Annotated in this window: 1 protein-coding gene; it reads right to left on the bottom strand. The window is 71.6% G+C overall.

The window, feature by feature from the left end; genetic code table 11:
- Nucleotides 1–271, bottom strand: a 271-nt coding sequence (locus IF89_RS40150) for a hypothetical protein (protein ID WP_043195149.1), incomplete at both ends; no start/stop codon positions are given.

Here is a 271-nt window from a genome sequence, read left to right as displayed (position 1 = left end):
GGCGATGGCGCCGTCGGGGGTGTAGTGGAAGAGGACGGTGGTGCGGGTGCCGTCGGGGGCGGTGGTCTCGGCGGTTTTCCGGCTGCCGTCGGCCCAGTAGGTGTAGGTGCTGCGCAGGCCGTCGGCGGTGGTAGCGGTGACGGGTTTGTTGTCGGGGTTGTAGGTCCAGGCGGTGCCGTCTGCCCCGGTGAGGAGGTTGCCGGCTGTGTCCCAGGTCTGGCCGGTGGTCTTGCCGTCGGTGGTGAGGGCGGTGAGGCGGCCCGCGGCATCG

The sequence above is a fragment of the Streptomyces sp. NRRL F-2664 genome (assembly GCF_000719345.1).
Taxonomy (GTDB): domain Bacteria; phylum Actinomycetota; class Actinomycetes; order Streptomycetales; family Streptomycetaceae; genus Streptomyces.
Note: the sequence above shows the minus strand (reverse complement) of the source record. Positions and strands in the feature narration are given on the sequence as shown.